This window comes from Rhizobium sp. IBUN (assembly GCF_000510625.1).
Classification (GTDB): Bacteria; Pseudomonadota; Alphaproteobacteria; order Rhizobiales; family Rhizobiaceae; genus Rhizobium; species Rhizobium altiplani.
In genome coordinates this window covers 26714-47379 of sequence record NZ_AZNV01000013.1, presented here as the reverse complement: position 1 = coordinate 47379, position 20666 = coordinate 26714, and the positions used below count along the sequence as shown (strand labels likewise).

General features: G+C 59.4%; 17 protein-coding genes. 7 read left to right on the top strand and 10 right to left on the bottom strand.

Annotated features, from left to right (window positions below; genetic code table 11):
- Window positions 1–3: 3 nt before the first annotated feature.
- Window positions 4–906 (bottom strand): LysR family transcriptional regulator, encoded by a 903-nt coding sequence (locus RHIBUN_RS0114130; protein WP_025660030.1) that lies wholly within the window; start codon window positions 904–906, stop codon window positions 4–6.
- A gap of 136 nt (window positions 907–1042) precedes the next feature.
- On the opposite strand from RHIBUN_RS0114130, the gene RHIBUN_RS0114125 reads away from it, so the two are divergent.
- The 4 genes from RHIBUN_RS0114125 (at window position 1043) to RHIBUN_RS0114110 (ending at window position 5763) form a co-directional block, all read left to right on the top strand.
- Entirely contained in the window at window positions 1043–2209 is a 1167-nt protein-coding gene (locus RHIBUN_RS0114125) for an HlyD family secretion protein (protein ID WP_025660029.1), read from the top strand.
- Between the two features lie 113 nt (window positions 2210–2322).
- Window positions 2323–3942 (top strand): MDR family MFS transporter, encoded by a 1620-nt coding sequence (locus tag RHIBUN_RS0114120; RefSeq protein ID WP_018117228.1) that lies wholly within the window; start codon window positions 2323–2325, stop codon window positions 3940–3942.
- 30 nt (window positions 3943–3972) lie between these two features.
- On the top strand, window positions 3973–5214 hold the full coding sequence (locus RHIBUN_RS0114115) for an adenylate/guanylate cyclase domain-containing protein (protein ID WP_025660028.1): 1242 nt from the start codon (window positions 3973–3975) through the stop codon (window positions 5212–5214).
- Window positions 5215–5298: 84 nt separating this feature from the next.
- Window positions 5299–5763 (top strand): Rrf2 family transcriptional regulator, encoded by a 465-nt coding sequence (locus RHIBUN_RS0114110; RefSeq protein ID WP_018117230.1) that lies wholly within the window; start codon window positions 5299–5301, stop codon window positions 5761–5763.
- 6 nt (window positions 5764–5769) lie between these two features.
- On the opposite strand, the gene RHIBUN_RS0114105 is transcribed toward RHIBUN_RS0114110, so the two are convergent.
- Window positions 5770–6870 (bottom strand): monooxygenase, encoded by a 1101-nt coding sequence (locus tag RHIBUN_RS0114105; RefSeq protein WP_025660027.1) that lies wholly within the window; start codon window positions 6868–6870, stop codon window positions 5770–5772.
- 158 nt (window positions 6871–7028) lie between these two features.
- Here RHIBUN_RS0114105 and RHIBUN_RS0114100 point away from each other — a divergent pair, with 158 nt between their 5' ends.
- Window positions 7029–7766 carry a metallophosphoesterase gene (locus tag RHIBUN_RS0114100; RefSeq protein ID WP_018857328.1) on the top strand — a complete coding sequence of 246 codons (738 nt, stop codon included), beginning with the start codon at window positions 7029–7031 and terminating at the stop codon, window positions 7764–7766.
- On the opposite strand, the gene RHIBUN_RS0114095 is transcribed toward RHIBUN_RS0114100, so the two are convergent.
- The 6 genes from RHIBUN_RS0114095 to RHIBUN_RS0114065 form a co-directional block, all read right to left on the bottom strand.
- A complete protein-coding gene (locus RHIBUN_RS0114095; protein WP_018857329.1) occupies window positions 7767–10118 on the bottom strand; it encodes a polysaccharide biosynthesis tyrosine autokinase in 2352 nt (783 codons plus the stop codon).
- Between the two features lie 4 nt (window positions 10119–10122).
- Entirely contained in the window at window positions 10123–11130 is a 1008-nt protein-coding gene (locus RHIBUN_RS0114090) for a glycosyltransferase family 2 protein (protein WP_025660026.1), read from the bottom strand.
- Window positions 11127–12053 carry a glycosyltransferase family 2 protein gene (locus RHIBUN_RS0114085; RefSeq protein ID WP_025660025.1) on the bottom strand — a complete coding sequence of 309 codons (927 nt, stop codon included), beginning with the start codon at window positions 12051–12053 and terminating at the stop codon, window positions 11127–11129. Before RHIBUN_RS0114085 ends, RHIBUN_RS0114090 begins: the two co-directional genes overlap by 4 nt.
- Window positions 12050–13048, bottom strand: coding sequence for a glycosyltransferase family 2 protein (locus tag RHIBUN_RS36845; RefSeq protein WP_026371804.1), 999 nt, complete (start codon window positions 13046–13048; stop codon window positions 12050–12052). The genes RHIBUN_RS0114085 and RHIBUN_RS36845 overlap by 4 nt, the downstream gene beginning before the upstream one ends.
- Window positions 13049–14295: 1247 nt before the next feature.
- Window positions 14296–15090, bottom strand: a complete 795-nt coding sequence (locus RHIBUN_RS0114070) for a glycoside hydrolase family 16 protein (RefSeq protein WP_025660024.1) — start codon at window positions 15088–15090, stop codon at window positions 14296–14298.
- A 3-nt stretch (window positions 15091–15093) separates the two neighbouring features.
- Window positions 15094–16173: an acyltransferase gene (locus tag RHIBUN_RS0114065; RefSeq protein WP_210258301.1), complete on the bottom strand. Its 1080-nt coding sequence runs from the start codon at window positions 16171–16173 to the stop codon at window positions 15094–15096.
- A gap of 589 nt (window positions 16174–16762) precedes the next feature.
- Between RHIBUN_RS0114065 and RHIBUN_RS0114060 the strand changes: the two genes are divergently transcribed.
- Complete coding sequence (locus RHIBUN_RS0114060) at window positions 16763–17722, top strand: glycosyltransferase (protein ID WP_025660023.1); 960 nt, start codon at window positions 16763–16765, stop codon at window positions 17720–17722.
- Window positions 17723–17732: 10 nt separating this feature from the next.
- Here the strand turns inward: RHIBUN_RS0114060 and RHIBUN_RS0114055 are convergent, their stop codons facing one another.
- Both RHIBUN_RS0114055 and RHIBUN_RS0114050 read right to left on the bottom strand, forming a co-directional pair.
- Window positions 17733–18734 (bottom strand): glycosyltransferase family 2 protein, encoded by a 1002-nt coding sequence (locus tag RHIBUN_RS0114055; RefSeq protein WP_018117240.1) that lies wholly within the window; start codon window positions 18732–18734, stop codon window positions 17733–17735.
- Window positions 18735–18870: 136 nt separating this feature from the next.
- Window positions 18871–19137: an exopolysaccharide production repressor protein gene (locus tag RHIBUN_RS0114050; protein WP_018117241.1), complete on the bottom strand. Its 267-nt coding sequence runs from the start codon at window positions 19135–19137 to the stop codon at window positions 18871–18873.
- 774 nt (window positions 19138–19911) lie between these two features.
- On the opposite strand from RHIBUN_RS0114050, the gene RHIBUN_RS0114045 reads away from it, so the two are divergent.
- Complete coding sequence (locus RHIBUN_RS0114045; RefSeq protein ID WP_025660022.1) at window positions 19912–20592, top strand: sugar transferase; 681 nt, start codon at window positions 19912–19914, stop codon at window positions 20590–20592.
- Window positions 20593–20666: the final 74 nt, after the last annotated feature.

The following is a 20666-nucleotide window of genomic DNA, read 5'->3' as shown; positions in this document are numbered from 1 at the left end:
CCCTCACGTCATCCATTTCCGGTGCTCCGCGAAGCGCTCCGCGAGGAGGTCGATGAACAGGCGAACTTTCGTCGGCAAGTGGTTGCGGTTCGGATAGATGGCATTGATGCTGAACTCGACGGCGCGATAGTCGCGCATGACCCGGACAAATCGTCCGGAGGCGATGTCATCAAACACAACGAAACTTGGTGCCAGGAATATGCCCTGGCCCGTCGTCGTGAGGTGCCGCAGGGTCTCGGCACTGTTGGATACGACGTTGCCGCCAATCTTCACACTCATCTGGGCGCCATCTGCATCTTCGAAGCGCCATTCGTCTCCGTAGGGGTAATACGTATATTGGAGGCAGTTGTGATTTGCCAAATCCGCCGGGACCTGTGGCGCCGGATGGTTCTCAAGGTAGTTCGGCGAGCAGACCAGGATATGGCGCCATGGCGTCAACTTCCTGACAACAAGGCTCGAATCCGGTGGCGGCACGGTGCGGATCACGAGGTCGTAACCTTCCTCGACCATATCGATCATCCTCTCCCCAACACTCAGGTCGAGCGCGATCGAGGGATATAGCTCAAGATACTCGCTGACGACGGGCAGCAGGAAGCGGACGATGGCCGCGCTGGTATAGACCTTGAGCGTGCCGCGCGGTGTCGAGCTCATTGCACCGGCCGTGCTGTCGGCTTCCTCGAGATCGGCAAGTATCTGAGCCGAGCGTTCGTAGTAGTACTTGCCGGTTTCCGTGAGGCTGACCTTGCGCGTGGTGCGGTTGAGCAACCTGACGCCCAGCCTGTCCTCGAGGGACTGCACGTGGTTGCCGACCATCGTCACCGACATGTTGAGACGGCGCGCGGCCGCTGAAAAGCCGCCGCACTCCACCACGCGACCAAAGACTGTGAGGCTCGTCAGCCGATCCATTGCACCCCCTAGATTATCCGCTCTGAGTTGATGATCCTTCCCGATTTAAGCAGATTATCAGATCGCGCGTAACGACGCATTGTCTGTCTCATCGAATTTAGCCTCGCCTGACGAGGCAAACCAGTGGAGAAGGACAATGGTCGAATTACCCCGCAAGGAAGCCTTCGAGGCGGCCGGCGAGCCCGAGGTTGCAAGGGTCACCGAAGCCCCGGCTGCACCGGCAGCGGACGTTGCCTCTGCCGTCGAAGCCAAAGGCAAGAAGGGTCGCAAGCTCGTTAAGCGGACGATCTTGGCTGCCGCGTTTCTTGCCGGCGTCGCCTTTGTGGCGGACTACGGCCATCACTATTGGACGGTTGGCCGTTTCATCGAATCCACTGATGATGCCTATGTGAAGGCCGACTATACGACCGTTGCACCGAAGGTCTCGGGCTATGTCGCCGCAGTCCTTGTCGGTGATAACGATGCAGTCAAGGCTGGGCAGGTGCTCGCCAAGATCGACGATCGCGACCATCAGGCCGCATTGTCCCAGGTCAAGGCCGACGTCAAGGCCGCAACTGCAGCCATCACAAATCTCGATGCGCAGATCGAACTGCAGCAGTCGATCATCGGCCAGGCCAGGGCGACGATCGATGCATCACTGGCGACGCTGGATTTTGCTCGCTCCGATGCGGCCCGTTCGCAACGGCTGATCACCAATGGTGCCGGCACGCAGTCGCGGGCGGAACAGAGCCAATCACTTCGCGATCAGGCGCAGGCGGCACTTGAACGGGATCGGGCCGCGCTGGTCGCCGCGGAAAAGAAGGTGCCCGTTCTTCAGACACAGCGCGAGCAGGCTGTCGCGCAGCGTGAGCGCGCCGCCGCCGCCCAGCATCAGGCTGAACTCAACCTTTCCTATACACAGATCGTCGCTCCGGTCGACGGCACCGTCGGCGCCCGCACCATTCGAGTTGGACAGTTCGTAACCTCGGGGACGCAGTTGATGGCGGTCGTGCCGCTGCATTCCGTCTATGTCGTTGCCAACTTCAAGGAAACACAGCTCACTCATGTGCGCGCTGGGCAGCCTGTCGAGGTCAAGGTGGACAGTTTCCCCGATGTGGAAATCAAGGGCCATGTCGACAGCATTTCACCGGCGAGCGGGCTGGAGTTCTCACTGCTACCCCCTGACAATGCGACCGGCAACTTCACCAAGATCGTCCAGCGCATCCCGGTAAAGATCGTCATCGACGACGAGAAAGTGAGCGGTTTGCTTCGCGCCGGAATGTCCGTCGAGCCTGAGATCGATACCAAAGCGGCCGTCAGGTAGGTGGTACCGGGAAGGATTATCCAGCCTGACTGGATGATCCTTCCCTCCTTTCCCGAATTATCAGCCGAACCTCGTCATGAGATTGTTTCCGCATAGCCGGAAGGAGAGACGTCATGGCTACACTTCAGATCGTCGCAAACAATTCCAGCCCGCGTCTGGTGGACGCTGCGGCTCCGAAGCCCGCAGCTGCGATGAGCGCCTTTCGCATGTGGAGCGCCGTCGTCGGTTCGACGCTCGGCGCGTTCATGGCCGTCCTCAATATCCAGATCGTCAACGCTTCGCTCGCGGATATCCAGGGTGCGATCGGCGCGGGCAAGGACGACGGTGGCTGGATTTCGACCTCCTACCTGATTGCGGAGATCGTGGTCATCCCTCTCAGCGGTTGGCTTGCTCAGGTCTTTTCCGTCCGCAAGTATCTCCTGACCAACGCCATTTTGTTCCTGCTATTTTCCGTCGCCTGTGCTTTCGCTGCGAACCTCCAGCAGATGATCGTTCTGCGCGCCGTTCAGGGCTTTGCGGGCGGCGTGCTGATCCCCATGGCGTTCACCATCATCATCACGCTTCTGCCAAAGCCCAAGCAGCCGATCGGTCTGGCCCTCTTTGCCCTCTCGGCGACCTTTGCTCCTGCCATCGGGCCTACCATCGGCGGATATCTGACCGAGAACTACGGCTGGGAGTTCATCTTCTACGTCAATCTGGTTCCCGGGTTGCTCATGGTGGGAATGCTCTGGGCGTCGCTCGATCGCGCTCCGATGAAACTCGGTCTGCTCGCCAAGGGCGATTGGCCGGGCATCATCACCATGGCAATCGGCCTTGCCGCCCTGCAGACGGTGTTGGAAGAGGGGAACAAGGAGGACTGGTTCGGGTCTGATTTCATCGTCCGCCTGTCGATCATCGCTGTCGTGTCGTTGACGCTGTTCCTCATTATCGAGCTGAAGACCGCCCATCCGCTGCTAAACCTCAGGCTCCTCGTCCGTCGCAACTTCGGCTTCGGGATTGTGGCGAACGTCCTGCTTGGGATCGCCCTTTATGGCTCTGCCTTCGTTCTTCCAATCTATCTGTCTCGCATCCAGGGCTACAATTCCGAGCAGATCGGCATGGTCCTCGCCTGGACGGGCATTCCGCAGCTGCTGTTGATCCCGCTGGTGCCCCGCCTGATGAAGCGTTTTGACGTTCGCTTACTGATCGCCTTCGGTTTTGCGCTGTTTGCCGCTTCGAATTTCATGAATGTCTACATGACCGCCGACTATGCGAGTGACCAGCTCTTCTGGCCAAACGTCATCCGCGCCGTCGGGCAGGCGCTTGTCTTCGCGCCGCTCTCGGCCGTCGCAACAGCGGGCATCGAACAGGAAAATGCAGGTTCCGCATCCGCGCTCTTCAACATGATGCGTAACCTCGGAGGCGCCGTCGGCATCGCAAGCCTGCAGACCTTTCTGAGCAAGCGCGAGCAATTCCATTCGAATATCCTGACGAATTCGATCTCGGTCTTCGAAGAAGCCACTCGGGATCGTGTCGCGAAACTGACCGCCTACTTCATGAGTCACGGTGTCAGCGATCAGGCTGTTGCCACCAACAAGGCCGTCGTCGCCATCGCGCTCAAGCTGCGCAAGCAGGCCAACATCATGGCCTTCAGCGACACATTCTTCGTGCTCGGTGCCGCATTGCTCGTCGCACTGCTCGCAACGCTGCTGCTGAAGAAGCCGGGTCATCTGTCCGGGGGCGGCGCTCACTAGCGCCTCACTCCGCCACCAGGGAGAAACGCCATGAACCGCATCCTCCAAATCGAAACCGAGACCCGCCCCTCAAAGACAGATCGCGTAGCAGGCAATACAAACTCACTGCTGTCGTTGATCGAGTGGCTCTCCGGCGATGAATGCCATGCGCTCGATGAGCCCGGCCTGATCTCCACCCTCGGCCGCCGCCTACTGGCACTCGGACTGCCTATCGATCGCATGACGCTTCATCTCATGACGCTTCATCCGGAACTGATTGGCCGTACGCTTGCCTGGGCTCCGGGCGATCCGGTCGAGATCCACGATCGCGAACACAGCGCGCGCCAGACCTTTGCCAGCAGTCCTTTGCGCAAGGTCATGGACAGCCGCGAGCCGCTGGTTGTCGGGCTGGGTGACAGCATGCACGGCCGCTGGCAGGATATCGATATCTTTGCAGGCCGTGGCCTCGTGCAATTGATGATCGCGCCTCTTTGCAATGCCGACGGGCCGGTGAGCGCGGCTGCCTTCGGGACCCGGCGGCCCGGCGGCTTTACACCTGCCGAAATCCAGGCTCTCGAGCGGATCCTCCCGGCGTTGCGCAACACCTGCGAATTGCGGGTGATGCGTCAAGTCGAACTCAGCCTGCTCGACACCTATATCGGTCCGCTCACAGCGCAGCGCATCCTCGCCGGGCGAGTCCGGCAGGGCGAGATCGAGTCCATTGAGGCGGCTCTTCTGCTTTGCGATCTGCGCGGGTTCACGGAGATATCCAACAGGCTGCCAAGCAACAGCGTGCTCGAGTTGCTCAACGCCTATTTCGACAAGGTCATTCCCGCCATCACGCGCGAAGGCGGCGAAGTTCTGAAATTTATGGGCGATGCCGTCCTTGCGTTCTTTCCTGGCTATGATCCGGCCCGCAGTAGCGCTTCGGCATTGATCGCCGCCAAGGACATTCTGCGTGAGATCGATAAATTCGAGTTCGGCGATATCGCTCTCAACGTCGGCATCGCCCTGCACCATGGCGAAGTCAGCTACGGCAATATCGGATCCGGTCGCCGCCTCGATTTCACGTTGATCGGTCCCGACGTGAATCTGGTCAGCCGCATCCAAACGGCATGCGGAGATCTTCGCGTCCCGCTCCTGATGTCCGATGCACTCCGGTGCGAGGCTCAGGCCGAGGCCGTCTCGGTGGGCTGGCACGCGCTCAAGGGCTTCTCGGAGAAGGTCGAGCTCTTTCGCCTTCCGGAGTCGTTCCCGGGGCGAGCAGAAGGCGAATATAAACTATATAAATAATAGCTATTTGTTGTGTGTTCACGGTTTTGGCGTTATTTGCTGAATAATGGGGATGGAGAGTACGGGGGCGTAAGGCAACAAGAAATGCTGACGAAAAAGGGAAAGTATGGGCTGAAGGCGCTGGTTGACTTGGCGCGGCTTGCGCCGGGGGAAACCGCCTTCATCAATGACGTTGCTTCGCGCAACAACATTCCGAAGAAATTCCTGGATACGATTCTTCTCGAATTGCGAAATGTCGGCATTCTTCGGTCGAAAAAGGGCCCCGGTGGCGGGTACTCGCTGTCGCGTCCGGCGTCTGAAATTCGCATTGGCCACGTCATCCGCACGCTTGACGGGCCTTTGGCGCCTATTCGCTGTGCGAGCCGTACAGCTTACGAAGCCTGCGACGACTGTTCCGATCCCGAAAACTGTCAGGTGCGGCGCTCCATGACCGAGGTCCGCGATGCGATCGCAGACATTCTTGACAATATGACGCTTGAGCAGTTCGTCGCGTCGGGCAGCAAGCTGGACGATGCGGACGAGGAAGTCGCTATCTCGGTTGCCAACTAAGCAGCATCAGCTACCGCCAAAATAATGCTCTGCTGCCGCCCGGTAAAGATCGTCGTCGGCCGCATCATTCGCGCGAATTCGCCCATTTCTCCAATGTCGATCGAGATTCCGGCCGATGCTTGTCGCGCCGGAGCCCGACAGCTCGAACAGTGCGTTGGCGACTTCCAGGGCCGTCCTGCTTGCCATGATCTTGGCAGCTGAAGCGGAGAAGAACGCGAGTTCGACCGCGCCGGTCGATGGGCCGACCTGGGAAAAATCGAGTTTGTTGCCGGCGCTTTCCAGGAGCGCTGCAGTCGCCTGCACGGAAAGGGCAAGCTTGCCGATGCTGGCTGAGAGCGGCGCCTCCCGGAGGTTGGCGAGCGCGGCCCGGGCAATGCCGAGGTCCGTGCCTGCATGGAGTAGGGCGGCCAGCGCCGAACTGGTCGAGTGGCGTTGCCGTTGATTGTCCGTCTCTTCGGCGTTCCCGGTGACACCTTGGGCGACAGCGGTTCCGGCGCCATTCGTCCGTTGCCCGAAACCATCCCAGTCATCGATGATCTGCAGGCCCGCGGCTTCGCGGGGAAGGTAGAAGCGAACCGATTGCCCTTGCGTGTCAGTCGCTTCGACAGCGATCCAATCGGCAAAGAGGATGCCGGGCGCACGCAAGCTCCGGCCGCTTAATTGATAATGGAGGCCGGAGGGAACAGCCGCACCGGCTTCGGGAAAAGCTGCTGCGACGAAATGATCGCCGGCAAGGACGTGAGCGAAGAAGAGTGCCTTTCGCTCTTCATTCTGTTCACTCCGGAGTTCCTCGAGCACCGTGAAATGGCGTTCGAGGCACTCCCCGATGGAAGAATCGCCTTCAGCGATTATGGCAACGATCTCGCCGAGAAGCGCATTGCCGACGTCCAGCCCCTCGTTCTCAGGCGGCACGGTCACGGCCGTCAGTCCCGACTGGAAAAGGGCGTCGAGCTCCGCGCGAGGAAACACCCGGTTGATGTCACGCTCGCTCGCCTGCAGCGCAAAGTCCGCGGCAAGGCGGCGCGCGGTGGCTATCGCCTCTTCCTCGCTTTCGATACGGTGCGCGGCTGGTCTTGTCCGGTCTTGAAACCGCGATACGGTTCCCATCGCTTCTCCTATCAGTTGCGCCTCTAGGATTGCTGGATCGCGGGTGCAATGATAAGGCGCGTTTTTCTACGAATGCACGAGCGATTGAATTTTATTGTCGCTTGATTGCACTAATGCGAAGCGTGCGACGCTTCGCTGTCCGCAATGAGAGGTTCAACATGCCTTCAACAGTCCATGAGCGGCTGAAACTGGATCCCGGCGACATTCCGATCTACGCCATCGGTGACATTCATGGCAGGTACGACCTGCTGCTGAAGGCGGAGCAGGCCATCATTGACGACGCTGCCGTGATCCCGGGGCGCAAGCTTATCATCACGCTCGGTGACTACATTGATCGCGGCCCCTCATCGGCACAGGTGATCTCGCACCTGATGATGCCTCCAGCGGCGAATTTCGACCGCATCTGCCTGACCGGGAACCACGAGACCACGATGCTCGACTATCTCGACGGTCTGGTTTCCTTCTCGGATTGGATGCGGATGGGGTCGGATGCGCTGCTACGCTCCTACGGGCTCGATCCGGAACAACTGCCGCTGGTTTTTCCGAACGCCGCCAAGCTCGTGGGCTACATCAAGCAGTCAATACCGAAGCCGCACATAGATTTCCTGCGATCCCTGCCGATCTTCGTCGACACGCCGAATGTTCTGTTCGTTCATGCCGGCATCGATCCGATGCTGCCGATCGATGCGCAAAGCGACGAGGATCTCGTTTTCATCCGCCATCGCTTTTTCGAGAGCAGCCGGCCGCTGCCGAAAGTGATCGTTCATGGCCATACGCCGAACGATGAGCCCGAGGTCCTGCCGATGAGGCTCAACCTTGATACAGGCGCCTTCCACAGCGGCAGACTTACGGTTGCTAGACTGTGGAGAGGGCGCGTGCATCTCTTCCAGACGTGATCAGGCGCCGGCTTCTGCGGGCTCCCGCTTCCTTGACGTCTCTTCGGTGTAGTAGCTCACATATTTGTGGCGGTAGCGTTCAGTGCCGCCGAAGTTGGTGAACTTGCCGAGTTCCGTCATGTCGGTCTTGTTGAGGATCACACCCAGAATCTTCGACTTGATCTGCGGCTCGGAATTCAGAAGGTCGCGCACGACTGATGTCGGTGTCGAGCCCCATTCGGTCACAAACAGGAAGCCGTCTACCTGCGGAGCAAACGCCTTGGCGTCGATAACAGGGCCGAGCGGTGCAAGGTCGACCACGATGTAGTCGAACATCTTGCGGGCATTTTCCATCAGATTGAACATGCCCTGCGAAGCAAGCAGTTCGCTCGTGTGCATAAGGTGATCGTTCGGCAGAACCGGCAGGATCGCGAGCTTCGTTATCGGATCGATCTTGACGGCACTCGCCCACGGAACCTCACCGAGGACTGCTTCGACAAGACCCTGTTGCGGTGGGTTCCGCAGCATACGGGTCAGGCCCGGATTGCGCAGGTCGGCGTCAATCAGCAGCGTGCGCTTGCCGCTGGAGGCGAGAAGTGCTGCGAAATTGGCCGCCGTGGTCGACTTGCCTTCTCCCGGCATCGCCGAGACGACTCCGATGACGCGGTCCGACTTGCCCAGGAACATGACGTCGCTTGCAAGCTTCGCGTTGCGCAGCGTTTCGGCGAAGACCGAGCGTGGCGCCTCGAGGACGACGCGCATGATGCGTTCGAAGGTTGCATCCGACTCTGCTTCGGCGGCTTCGACCGGCGGATTGGTGCGCGGCCGGAAGATCTTACCCTCCCGCGGCGCCTTGCCGATGAGCGGCAGGTAGCCGAGGAACTTGAGGCCAAGGATCGTCCTGACATCGCCTTCGACACGGAAGAACCGTTCACGGAATTCCTGGAACGCCGTAAGTCCACCCCCGGCCATCAGGCCGAGAACGATGGCGAGGCCAAGCGTCATGGTCTTTTTCGGGCTGGACGGCGATGCCGGCACGCCGGCTTCAGAGATGACGCGAGCCTTGGCGATCGGGAAGGACTGTTGCTGCGAGGCTTCCTCGTATTTGCCGAGGTAGGATTCATAAAGGGTCTTCAGGGCGGTCGCGCGCTGCTCGAGATCGTTGAGTTGGACGAGCGACCTGTCGGCCTCCGAATTCTTGCCAGTCAGGTGTTCGATGTTCTGGCGGAGCGAGGCCTCGCGTACGCGCGCGACTTCGGATTCGTTGTGGTAGCTAGCCGTCAGTTGCTGCAGTTCCTGATAGATCTGGCGGGTCAGGTCCTGCTTTTCGGCACGCAAAGCGACGGCCTGCGGATGGTCTTCCCCGAAGTTGGTTGTAACCTCCTGCTCGCGCTTGTTCACCGCGGCGTAACGCGTGCGCAAATCCTTGATCACGGTATTATCCGCTTGGCCTGACGAGATCGCGGCGTTGTTCACAGCGCTCTCCGGACCAAGGTCGATGATCGATTTGAACTGGCTGTAGCGGGCCGACGCGCTGGCACTGTCTGCCTGGGCGACGATCAGTTGCTTGTTCAGGTCGGCAAGCTGCTGTTCCGACATCAGTTCGCCATTGGCCGACGTGAGGCCGTTGTCGGACTTGAACTTCGCGACATCGAGGGCAGCCTGCTGCGACCGCTCGCGAAGATCCGCAAGGCGCTGCTGCAGCCACACCGAGGCGCTTTCCGTGGCGTCGAAGTTGGCGTTCAGCTGATCGTTCAGGTAGGCGGTGGCGTACGCCTTGGTGATCCGTTGTGCCAGAAGCTTGTCGGTCGAACGGAAGGAAACCGCGAGAACGGAGCTGCGATTGACCCGCGATACCGCCACGGCCTCCTGCAGCAGGGCGGCCGCCTTCTGGCGGCGGCCGTTGCGCGCATCGTCTTCCGTTACCGGCGGACCGCCGGGCGCCAAGGCGCTGACGATCAGCTTCACGCCGGACTTGACTAGCTCAACTGGCGACTTCGAAGGGTCAAGGATTGTCGAATTGTCCTGAAGTTTCTCGGCATCGACGACGCGAAGCGCAAGTTCGTTCGACTTGAGAATTTCGACGGCGCTGGCGATCTGCATATCGACCTGCTGCGAGCTGGCGGCCGGCGTCGGATCCTGCGCGTATTTCGCGATGTCGTCATCGAGCAGGATCTGCGTCATCGACGTATATTGCGGGGTCGCAAGGAGCAGAAAGATGACGGCGAGCGTCACGGTTGCGGCAACGCAGAGCGCGATTGATCCGGCGCGCCGGATCAGGATGGCAATCAGGCGATCGATGTCGATGAAGGAATCGGAATCGTCGGCCGCTTTGGGCAGAGTGCTGTGCAAGGTCAGGTTCCGTTGGTTCATGGCTCTATCCTTTGCGGGAGCGGGTCACGCCATCGATGGCTGTAAGGTCGGTCCGAGGGCTTACCAAGTGGCGAAGCGGCGCGAGTGCGCGATTGATCCGAATGGCGATTGGCATCCTGAGATGGGCCAACGCCGCCGGATTGCTCCAGGCCGTCTTGATCGCTCCGGAGATCGACCGGTCTTTGATGTTCTGTACGAGGATGAGGAATGCGCGGCCCCGGCGGAGGCTTTGTTCGCGAAACTCCTGTGCGGCCGCCGCCTCCGCATCCAGCGTGTGATCTCGAAGGAAGGCCTTATCACCCTCGATCATGGCATCGATGTGATGAAGGGCAAGAACGCGTGAAATCGATCCCTCACGGATCTGATAGTCGTAGCCAGGGATCGGCTCGATCACGCAGCGCCCACCAAGCGCCATGGCCGAGGCGAGAAACAGATAGTCCTCACCGACCTTGAGGGCTTCATTGAAGCGAAGTCCTTGCTGTTCGATGAAGTCGCGCTGAAAGATCGGCTTGAGATAACCAAAGTTATGCGATGTCTGAAACAGGGCATTCGATCGTATGAATACCGGAAGCGTCAGCTCAGGCGTCTCGGCCAACGATTGCTGAGTAAACATCGTCTCCGGTGGCGTGCCGTCGGCGCGAATGACACGGAGATTGTCGACGGCAATCTGGGCACCGGCATTCTCTGCGCGCTTGATCATGCGCTGCAAACGCTGCGGCTCGACCGTGTCGTCGGAGTCGAGCACTGCAAGCCACCGGCCGGTTGCAGCCGACAACGCGGCATTGCGCGCTGCCGCCGGCCCACCATTGCGCCTAAGCGCCAGGAGCTTCACGCCCCTGTTCGCGTAACTTTCCGCAATGGTTCTCGTCTCGTCCGTTGAGCAGTCATCGGCGACGATCACCTCAACCGACACGCCCTCTTGTGCAAGAGCGCTGTCGATCGCCTTGGCGATCGTCTCCTCTGCATTGTAGGCAGCGACGATGAAGCTGACGTCGGGCTGGGTTTGCGTCATGCAGCCTCCGCTGTTCCATACTGACGAATCTCACGAACGCCGAGAAGGCCACTCACCACGCCGGTATGCATGAGGCCGCGAAGGGCGTAGCGATACCGCGGAACCGGAGAAAAGACGCAGGCAAGCGCCGCGCCGTAGCAGAAGGCCGCCTTGGCTGCAGCCAGGCCGATCTGCTTTAGCCGCTGCAGGCCAGCGTTCTTTTCCTGGAGCAGCCGCCCATGCGTCTGGCCGAAGCGGAAGCGGCGCTTGGCAAGCCAGGACACGCCAGCGCGGCTTTCGGTCACCGGTTCATAAACATAGGCCTCGGGTGCAAAGGCAATCCCGCCGCCATCGGCATGCATATGGCTGAAGAACTCCGTGTCCTCGCCGCCGGTGCGCCCAAGTGCAAGGTTGAAGCGGCGCCCGACCACATGGGGCGAATCGAGGCGAAGAAGGACATTGCAGGTGTAACCGGTGCGGATTTCACCGCCGACCCATACGGGCAGCGTCGAGTGGAAGTCGCCCTCGCGCATCCAGTTCGGCGCCGTGGATAAGTAGACGCTGCGGACGGGGCCAAGCACCGCATCCGCCTTGGTCTTCTTGGCAACGGCAAGCAATTCCACCAGCCATTCCTCACTGGCATCCTCATCATCGTCGATGAAGGCAAGGAAATCGCCCGTCGCATTTTCCAGGCATGCATTGCGGGCAATCGAAATGTTCGATGCCGGGCAGTGCACATAGGCAATTTCATGCGGAATGGTCGGACGAAGCGCATCGACCCGTTCCTTGGCGCTCGGAACCTTGTCGTTGTCGGCGACGATGATCCGCAGCGTTGCTCCATCGGGCACGGCGAGGACCGCAAGCGAAAGCAGCGCTTCGTCAAGCGAAGCTCTGCGGTAAGTGCAAATGCCGATATCGATCTGCAGGGGGGGCATGTCGTTCATGAAGAGACCTTTCTGCCGCGGAAGCTCAGAAGCTCCATCCAGAAACCGGCAGACCAGGCGAAGTGCATCACCATTGCCGAAACAGCGGCAAGCGGGCCGTATGGATTCTTGTGGCCGATGGCCATCCAGAAGCCGTAGCCGACGCATGCGACGGCCCAGAGGCTGAATGGGATAACGGCCGCCCAGTTCAGAACGGCAAGAAATGCGCCGATAAAGACCGGAACGACGAGAAGCGGGAGCATCTGCCGAAGATTAGGCATGCTGCCGTGCTTCAGGATGTTCTTCGCGCGACCTCTGCCATAGCCAAGATATTGGCGGAACAACGTCGAAATGGTCGAGCGCGGATAGTAGGTCATTCGCGTCTTGTCGGTCATCCAGATGCCGAAGCCCGCCTGCTTCAGGCGATAGTCGAGCTCCGCATCCTCGTTGTGGCTGAAGGTTTCATCGTAGCCGCCGACCGCGTCGAAGGCCGCGATGCGCATCAGCGCGTGATGGCCGTGATTGGTCCAATGCCCCTTGGCGCCCTCGCGATGCTTGGAACCGCCATTCCCGAGTTTGGAATTCTGAGCAAAGGCAGTTGCCTTCTGGAAGACGCCGAAGCCGACCGTTTCCATGGCGACCACGACGGAGTCCGCCTGGGTGAGCACGGCCTCCTGAACGAGGCGTCGGCAGTAATCGGCGGGGTAATCGCCGTGTGCGTCGATCCGGATCAGGTAGTCGTAGTCACGGCCAAAGGTCTGAACCGCGAGATTGACCGCCGCACTCTGGATCCGTCGGGGATTGTGCAAGAGCACGATCCGCGGATCGGCAGCGCTGATGCGGGCGACGATGTCGCGTGTCGCATCCGTGCTGCCGCCGTCGGCGACGACGATCCGGGCATCCATGTGATCGATTTCGAGGCTCAATTTGGCGAGCAACGCCTCGATATGCTTCTCTTCGTTCAGGCAGGGAATTATGATCAGACTGGAGACGCTGGCACCGACATCAGGCTTCATGGTTGTCCACCCTTCTGGAGACACGCTTGTTGGAATGATTGCGCCGGCACCGCCCCTCTCTGCGTTTGCCGGGACAAGGCGGGAAAGGCTTGTGACGAGGGCCGCGCAATCGCTGCGGTCGGCAAGCCAGGTCTTGCGATCCTTGGCGGCGACGGCCTCGCTCAATGCGCGGTGCCGCTCGCCTGTCATGGTTTCGAACAACTCTGCGAGCTGCGAAACGTTGGCTTCGGAAAGCTCAAGGCCGATGTCGCGGGACTGGAGGAAGCGTGCGGTCTCCGTGCCTTCGAGGGCGATCGGCACGGCGCCATACAGGCATCCCTCATAGAGCCGGTTCGGCAGGAGCCAGCTCGAATTGAGGCCTTCCTCGAAGAAATCGATCGCCCAGGAGAAATGGACGTCGTCGTAGATCGCCCGCAAATCCTCGGGATTGCGATAGGGGCCTTCGAAACGAAGATAGGGCTCGTCGCGCACGAAGGCATCGAAATCCTCGAACTCCGAGTAGGCGGGGCGACCACGCAGAACGATCTCGAGCTTGCCTTCCATGCGGCGCGAGAATTCGGCAAGAAGGCCGAGCGACTTGCGGCAGCGAAGCGCACCGAACCAGCCGATCTTCCACGGCTCGCCCGGTTGCTTCAGGGGACGGCCAAATGCCGGCTCGATAGCGGCTTCGTCAAGGGCGATGACCTTGTTCTCGATCAGAAGCATCTCGGCTTTGACGCCGGAGCGAGGATTGAAATAGTTCTCGATGAAAGCCGGAGAGCTGGTCAGAATGAGCTTGGCATTCCTGCCGAAATGCGCCTCTGCGCGGCGGATCGCCTTGCCGACCACGTCGTCGCGCAGCAGAAGGCGATGGATATCCAGGCATTCGTAGACAACGGGAACGCTGCCACCGAAAAGCGTGTTGGCTTTGTGCGCGACGGCCAGTGCCTCCAGATTGCGGCCGATGATGAGATCGGGCTTCTCTACGTTCTTCAACAGAGCCTTGAGGCCGGTCATCGCCTTTGCGACGGCGCTCATGCGCTGCGCAAATTTGGCATCGGCCGTGCGTCCAAGCTCGATCGGCGTGACGCCATGCACTTCCGCAAGCCGGTTCTCGCCGCGGCGGAAACCGGCAAGCACGACCTCGGCGCCGCCCTCGCGCAGCATCAGCACCCGCCGTCTGACGGCCGGATCTGCCAGGTCGTGCACGAGGTAGAGCACTTTGAGCATCGACGTTCCTTTTGCTGTATGGGCTTGGCCCGCGCTGGTCAGTTGAGCGTGCATGCGATCGATTCAGGGAACTGGCACTTGTCGCCGAGCGCGGTGAAGGCCACGCGGTCAACGCTGAGAGTGGTTGGCTTCGTGTAGTTGAAGCGCCCCATCCAGTTCGAAAGTGTGTCGGAACCCCATAGGCTGAAGAAGATCTTCTGCGGGTTGGACGGTATCTTCGACGGATCAGTAACGTCCTGAACAAGCTTGCCGTTCAGGTAGTAACGCAGTCGATCCTTTTCCCAGATAAAGGCATAGTCATTGAAGCCCTCATCGGCTTTGTTGCCAACCGGAACGAGTTTCTCGTTGCCACCCTTGGCCTGCACATACTGGTTCACCTGCACCTCGCCGGTGTTCTTGCCCAGCACTTCGAAGTCGATCTCATCGTGCTTCTGCTTGTCGGCTGGACCGATATAGGTGAAGAAAGCGGAGTTCAGCCCCGAGCCTGTTCCAGCCTTGATGCGGGCTTCGTAGGTGCCGTAGCTGTAACGCTTGGTCGTCTGGATCTCACCACACAAGTAGTTGCGGTCGTTCGATTTTCCGTCGGCGAACGAAAGCTGAAGGGCGCCGTCCTCGGCCTTCGCGTTGTTCTTCGACCAGGTGCAATTCTGGTGGGCGCCGTTGTTCCAGCCGTCAGAAACGTACCAGAAGCCATGGTTGATCTTGTCGAAATCGTCGATGAAGGACTTTCCGGATGCCTGCTGTGCTGAAGCCGGCAGCGCTGAAGCGCAGGCTGCCGTAATGGCGATCAGGCCGAGGCAAAGTTTTCGCGCATGGGCGATTTGGGTCGTCATGTGTCACCTTTGCTGTGTAGCAAGTTCGGGGGAGACGTCGTGCGGCGACGTCGGTTTTGCGGACCGTTTGGTTCTGCCACCCGTCAGGATTGCGTAGAGCCGCGGAAAATTCTTCCGGCAGAGCCCGTTCGAGAACGTGAGAAACGGAAACAGCAGCGCGAAAGACAGAACGAAGAAGAGCGGGTAGAAGCTCAGGTCCGACTTGCCCCATAGGATCCAGAAAAAGACGAGTAGCGGATAGTGGGCGCAGAAGATCCAGAAGCTCAGGCTTCCCGTTTTCGCGAGCCGTTGGCCGAGTTGCGTCTTGATCAGCGGCGCCGATAGCAGCCAGAAGCCAAGAGCGCCGACGATCGCTAGCGCGTTGCGAAACAATTGCACCCAGTCCGGCAAGGACGGGCCCGTGAAGAAGATCGCCGTTGCGAGGAGCGCCGAGGCAGCGAGCAAGAGAAAGACGCCAACCGGCGCAAAGCGATCGAGAGCCTTCAAGTCGAACTGCTGCAGGGCAATGAAGATGCCGAGACTGAAGCTGAAGAGGATCGAGCGCTTGAGAACGATGTAGATCGACAGCTCCGGAATCAGCGCGATCACCAGCAAGGCGGTCAACGTCAAAATCGGCGCACGGCTGATCAGCCACGCGAGGATCGGTGACAGCAGGATGCAGACGAAGAGATCGCGGAGGAAGTAGAGCGGCACATTGTCAGGAAAATTCTCCACTGCCAGCACTTGCGTCATGAGATCGCGGCCGGACGCGTTCAGCGGATCAGGCAGATAGCCGTCACCGATGCCGACACTGGTCGCAAGAATGATCGCTGCAATGAACGCGCAGTTCCAGAGCAGGAATGGCAGGAACACCGTCTGCACTTTCGTGCGCACGGTTTTCCTGTAGCTGAAGTTTTCCTGTCCGCCGCGAAACAGCAGATAGCCCGAGATCGCGCTCAGGCAGGGAACGCCGACGCGAAAGAGCGCCTCCGTCAGGAAAACCCGAATCCAGTCAAATGCGCCGTAGGTCCCGTCGTAGGGACTGCTGGCGGCATCGAACGGTATGTGAACAAACACAATGCCCGAAATGAGCACGATGCGCATCAGATTGATCCGCGACGATACATTCGCATCAACATTCACGTTATCAGTCACCCCTTTTGGGCCGCACCTCCCCTTGCGACCGTTTTCAATCAGAGCAGACTCGAGCCCGCGCCGAGAAAGCTAGGGCGGATTCCCGGAAGAAAATATGGCACTGCAGCAAAAAGTGATCGGCGGTCCCACTTCGTAACAGTCGTTCTGTCCTGGCTCAGTATGGGAAAACGCCTACGCAGGGGTCTGCCGAATCGAGCTCAACGTCAACGTGAGCAGTGCATTTCATAACATGATGATATTCATCGATTTCTGGGTTCTTTATGCGCCGCGGGGCCTGAAAGTTTTTGTTGACTAGTGAACGATTGTTACAACGCGAGGCTGACGAATTGCTCCGATCGTGGCCGAATTGCGGCTTGGGACTGAACGGCCGTTTCGTTGCGATACAGTTTGGGACGACCCGCTCAGATCACCCGCTTTGACAAACTTCGGCCGAAATGAACGTCATCATTTTGCAGTGCAGCAGACTTGCTGCGCTTTCATTCACCCCTAGATGCGTCAGGGGCGGAAAACATCACTTCGCGTATCTCAAGGAGAGCGTATGGCGACCTTCACGATCATCATCCCCTTCTACCAGCGTCAGGACGGCATTCTCAGCCGCGCCCTGGCGTCGGTCTTCTCGCAAAGCTTCAAGGATGTTGATGTCATCGTCGTCGACGACCAGTCGCCACGCTCTCCTCATGCGGACCTAGCGTCGCTGTCGGAGGAGGATAGGGCGCGTGTCACGGTGATCGCCCAGCCGAATGCCGGACCGGGCGGTGCCCGGAACACGGGACTCGATCATGTGCCGGAGGCGACGCGATATGTTGCCTTTCTCGACTCCGACGATGTCTGGACGCCCGATCATTTGGTCAATGCAGCCAAGGCGATGGAGGCTTTCGGTGGCGACTGCTACTGGGCGTCCATCGAAGGGGGCGAGGAGTTCGACTACCATTTTGGTATCGCCGCTCTCGAGAAAGAGGAGGGGGCGCGGCGTCTCCTGAGCAAGCCGCTAATCCTCGACGTGCCTGACCTCGCGGGCGTCATGCTGAAGAACTGGGCCTTCCTGCACATGTCCTGCATGGTCATCGGCCAGCCGCTGTTCGAGAAGGTTCGTTTCGACGCGGCCCTGCGCTTGGCGGCCGAGGACGTTCTGTTCTTTTGCGATTGCATCATCGCCGCGAAACAGGTGCTGCTCTGCGGCGAGCCTGGGGCGCTGCGCGGCGAGGGCATCAACATCTTCCACGGTGTCGACAACGCCTCGCCGGAGTTTCTCAAGCAGCAGTTCATCACCTGGATGGCGCTCGACCAGCTGGAGAGCCGCTTCTCTCGCCGACCGCGGGAGGTGGAGACGATCAAGGAGCACAAGAACACCGCCCGAAAGCAGGCGATCTGGAGCCAGATCGGCCTTCTGCGTCGCCGCAAGAAGCCGGATTTCCGGCTGCTCGCACGCTGGGCGGCACGCGATCCCCGATTGCTTCAGAGCGCGCTGCAGCTGGCGGCGGCCAAGTTTTCCAGATAGTCGAACCCGGCTACTTGGCTGGGGCGCTCAGAAGATATCGCAAGCCATCGCCTTGCGCGGTGACGGAAACGCCACCCGGATTTCGCAGGCGCTCGGTCTTGTCCATCAGGATGCCCGTCGCAATGGGCGGGAAGGCGGTTGGATGCGTTGCGATATAGGCGATGGCCGCCAGCGGGCCCGATTGTGATTTGATGTCGAGGAACCGCCGCAGCTCATATTTGCCGCGCACGTGCCGCTCGTGCCGACGCACAGCCTCGGCGGCCTCAGGCGGCAATCTTGACGATGCCAGCAGCACGCGATCGGCCTCGTAGAGGCGACGAAGATCTTCGGTGCGGTGTCGACCGCTGAGCGAATTTCCGCGCACGACCGCCCCGTAGCCGCAGCTGTGGATCACCTTGTAGCGCGCGCCGAGCGCCAGCGCCCTGATGTAGAGGTCGTAATCCTCTCCAAGCCGCATCTCCTCACGGTAACGCAGGCCATGCTTGTCCAGGAAGGCGCGTCGCATGATCGGCTTAAGGAAGCCAATCTCGCCGCGCCGAACGCCACGCTTGGAAATGTTGCCGTCGACAAAGGTGGGCAGGTCGAGGAAGAGCGGGCTTGCGGCAAATTGCTGTAGGCGCTGGGGCGCCTGGCTTGCTGTATCGGCATCGACAAAGGCGATGTTGTCGGCAACGAACTCCCAGTCGTCCTCCACAAGCATCTGGCGAAAGCGGCCCTCGAAGAAGAAGTCGTCCGCATCGAGGATTGCGATCAGGGGTGCCGAAGAGATGTCGATGGCGTGGTTGCGGGCGGCAGAGGGGCCCTTGTTCTGATCGAATCTGACGACATTCAGCCTTCCGCTGGTGTCGTCCGCACGTCTCGCGGCCCCTGCCGTGCCGTCGCTGGAGCCGTCATCGACGACCACCACTTCGGTCACTTCGGGCTCCCGAAGCGCCGATCTCACGGCGGTTTCTATCGTGTCCGCCGCGTTCTTGGCTGCGATGATGACGCAAATGCTTGCCGTTTCTGCCACGCGTAGCCTCCGTTGTTTTCGCTCAACAACTAGGACGTCAAAATGTGGCGGACAACGGGCGGCCGTTCAAATGATGTTACGGGGCGAGGATGCCTTCCATGCCGGACAGGCACGGCCGCAGTACGAATTGCGATGCTTAGCGATTGAACGGCTCAGAGCCCTTGAAGGGCGACACAGGCATTTTTTCCGCTTCTTCGCGCTTTACGGCGGGGCGAATCGTGCGGCTCCTGGATTCCTTCCAGACAAGGTAAAGCACGCCGCCAAAGTAGCCGGCCTGAAGCAGGACGGCGCAAATTGCGGTCTTGATCGCGGTGCCAGCGAGGGAACCGCTCAGCCAATACGTCGCCACAGCAAATACGGCCAATGCGCCGAGCATGCTGAAGATAACGCGAGGTGCATACATCTGTTGCCTCCTCCATCGGAGCTTCTTCAACGAACAATTATCGAAGACGAAAGCGCCACCAGGATCCTTCCTAGGATAATGTTTTACAGGACTTCCTGTTTCAACTGAAGGTCTGGAGACGTTTTTTGCGCCTGCGAGATGCGTAGTACAGCGACGATCTTAAAGGTTTCTTCCGGCTATTGGTAAAAATGCCACGCGCTGTCACCCTTCGCGGGCTTTTGCGAAAGATGATTAAAGAAGATTACATCGATCTTTGGTTGCGCCTAATTTGGCAATGCACGTAAGCATTAGTGCCACAATGTCGGTCACAACGGGTGCGTTGGAGGGGTTGTGCGTTCAACTTTTATTACAAAGTTTTTAATTTTAATCGGTTTGCTAGTGCAGTGCAAAACTGATGGTGCAATGCAATAGAGAACTCTTTCGACAAATAGAATCCATTGCTTTGCGAGAAGCCGCCAGTGCAAACCACCAATTGCTCCCACCATGCCGGAACGACCTAGACTTCAGTATCTTTGGCTCCGATAGCAATGGCCCAGACTTTTATTGGTACACGCATAGATTATTTCGAGATCGCCAGAGAATTGTATGACTATTTCAGCGGATTCTTAAAAACAAAAAATCTGAACGGCGGCCGGAAAAACACGTCGTAAAGCGTCAGTCGTAAAATTGTGGCTTAAAAAAACAAAATCACCTCATACACTTCGAATTCGTCAGGGCCAGCTAAGCGGCCTGAGCCTACCCGACCAAACGGCAAACATAAGTGGAGTTACCTCTATGAAGTCTGCGACGAGATCGGACAGTTCGCCATTTTATGGCGCAGTTCATCAGAGCGTGTTTCCGCCGACTGGCGGGATCGCAAAACGGGCATTCGATGTGTCCGCCGCCTGCCTCGGGCTCATCTTTCTGAGCCCGCTTTTTTTGATGGTGATGTTGCTTGTGAAGCTCTCCGACAGGGGGCCGATCTTCTACGGACATCGCCGCATCGGCCACAATGGCCAGGAGTTCCGTTGCCTGAAGTTTCGGACAATGGTCACCAATGGTGACAAGGTTCTGCAGGAGCACCTGCGAAACAATCCGAAGGCCATGGAAGAGTGGCGTGAAACGCGCAAGCTGCAGGATGACCCCCGGGTTACTGCCGTTGGTGCCGTTCTACGCAAATTGAGCCTTGATGAGCTGCCCCAGCTCTTCAATATCATCCGCGGCGAAATGAGCGTCGTCGGTCCGCGTCCCGTTGTTCGAGACGAACTCGAAAAATACGAGAATGCGGCCGTCTATTATCTGCAAGCTCGCCCTGGCCTGACAGGCCTCTGGCAGATCAGCGGACGCAATGACGTTTCTTACGCCACCCGCGTCGCCTTCGACACGCACTATGTCGAAAACTGGTCGCTGGTTCGGGATGTCGTGATCATCGCACGCACAATCCCGGCGGTATGCGCTCAACGCGGCAGCTACTAAGCCGCATCTCAAAACCCAAAACAGTACTGCGCGGCGACGCCTTGCGGCTTGTCGTGCTGAGACACGGGGAAGGT

Coding starts and splice junctions, on each gene's coding strand:
- RHIBUN_RS0114050 (WP_018117241.1), bottom strand. CDS start 19,137: ATGTATGCACCTCGCGTTATCTTCAGCATGCTCGGCGCATTGGCCGTA.
- RHIBUN_RS0114105 (WP_025660027.1), bottom strand. CDS start 6,870: ATGGGAACCGTATCGCGGTTTCAAGACCGGACAAGACCAGCCGCGCAC.
- RHIBUN_RS36845 (WP_026371804.1), bottom strand. CDS start 13,048: ATGAAGCCTGATGTCGGTGCCAGCGTCTCCAGTCTGATCATAATTCCC.
- RHIBUN_RS0114125 (WP_025660029.1), top strand. CDS start 1,043: ATGGTCGAATTACCCCGCAAGGAAGCCTTCGAGGCGGCCGGCGAGCCC.
- RHIBUN_RS0114045 (WP_025660022.1), top strand. CDS start 19,912: ATGAAGTCTGCGACGAGATCGGACAGTTCGCCATTTTATGGCGCAGTT.
- RHIBUN_RS0114070 (WP_025660024.1), bottom strand. CDS start 15,090: ATGACGACCCAAATCGCCCATGCGCGAAAACTTTGCCTCGGCCTGATC.
- RHIBUN_RS0114060 (WP_025660023.1), top strand. CDS start 16,763: ATGGCGACCTTCACGATCATCATCCCCTTCTACCAGCGTCAGGACGGC.
- RHIBUN_RS0114120 (WP_018117228.1), top strand. CDS start 2,323: ATGGCTACACTTCAGATCGTCGCAAACAATTCCAGCCCGCGTCTGGTG.
- RHIBUN_RS0114110 (WP_018117230.1), top strand. CDS start 5,299: ATGCTGACGAAAAAGGGAAAGTATGGGCTGAAGGCGCTGGTTGACTTG.
- RHIBUN_RS0114115 (WP_025660028.1), top strand. CDS start 3,973: ATGAACCGCATCCTCCAAATCGAAACCGAGACCCGCCCCTCAAAGACA.
- RHIBUN_RS0114130 (WP_025660030.1), bottom strand. CDS start 906: ATGGATCGGCTGACGAGCCTCACAGTCTTTGGTCGCGTGGTGGAGTGC.
- RHIBUN_RS0114090 (WP_025660026.1), bottom strand. CDS start 11,130: ATGACGCAAACCCAGCCCGACGTCAGCTTCATCGTCGCTGCCTACAAT.
- RHIBUN_RS0114095 (WP_018857329.1), bottom strand. CDS start 10,118: ATGAACCAACGGAACCTGACCTTGCACAGCACTCTGCCCAAAGCGGCC.
- RHIBUN_RS0114100 (WP_018857328.1), top strand. CDS start 7,029: ATGCCTTCAACAGTCCATGAGCGGCTGAAACTGGATCCCGGCGACATT.
- RHIBUN_RS0114065 (WP_210258301.1), bottom strand. CDS start 16,173: ATGCGCATCGTGCTCATTTCGGGCATTGTGTTTGTTCACATACCGTTC.
- RHIBUN_RS0114085 (WP_025660025.1), bottom strand. CDS start 12,053: ATGAACGACATGCCCCCCCTGCAGATCGATATCGGCATTTGCACTTAC.